This window comes from Nocardia nova, assembly GCF_002933465.1.
Taxonomy (GTDB): domain Bacteria; phylum Actinomycetota; class Actinomycetes; order Mycobacteriales; family Mycobacteriaceae; genus Nocardia; species Nocardia nova_B.
In genome coordinates, this window is record NZ_PSZE01000116.1 from 1 (window position 1) to 511 (window position 511).

Annotated in this window: 1 protein-coding gene; it reads right to left on the minus strand. The window is 66.7% G+C overall.

The window, feature by feature from the left end; all coding sequences use genetic code 11:
- On the minus strand, positions 1 to 406 hold a 406-nt coding region (locus C5E41_RS33120; protein WP_181063545.1), incomplete at its 3' end, for an aromatic ring-hydroxylating oxygenase subunit alpha.
- Between the last annotated feature and the right edge of the window lie 105 nt (positions 407 to 511).

Here is a 511-nt window from a genome sequence, read left to right on the forward strand (position 1 = left end):
GGAAGGTCTCGCCGTAGCCCTCCCGCATCGGAACCGCACTCAGGGCACCGGTGTTGCTGAAGGTCCAGCCGTGATAGGGGCAGCGGAACGAGGTCGCGCTGCCCTTCTCGGCATTGCACAGCTTGTTGGCCCGATGCGTGCACCGATTCAGCAGCACCCGGATCTCGCCGTCGCGGCCGTGCACCACGACCACGGGATCGGTGCCGATCCGGCGGGTCAGATAGTCGCCCGGCTCGCTGACTTCGCTCTCGTGCGCCACATACACCCAGCCGCGGCGGAAGATCGTGTCCAGCTCCCGCTGGAATATCTCGGGTGAGGTGTATACCGAACCGTGCACTCGATCGTGTCGTACGACCGTCGAGATATCGAAGTCCGCCGTCTCCCCGGACGGTTCGAGTGTGGTCATAAGGGTTCCTCCGAAATGGGGTGAGCGGTGGATTCGTGGGCCGGCGCCGGCGGTGGGACGGCCGCCGGAACGGCGACGCCGCCGAGCCGGCGGAATCCGATGGCG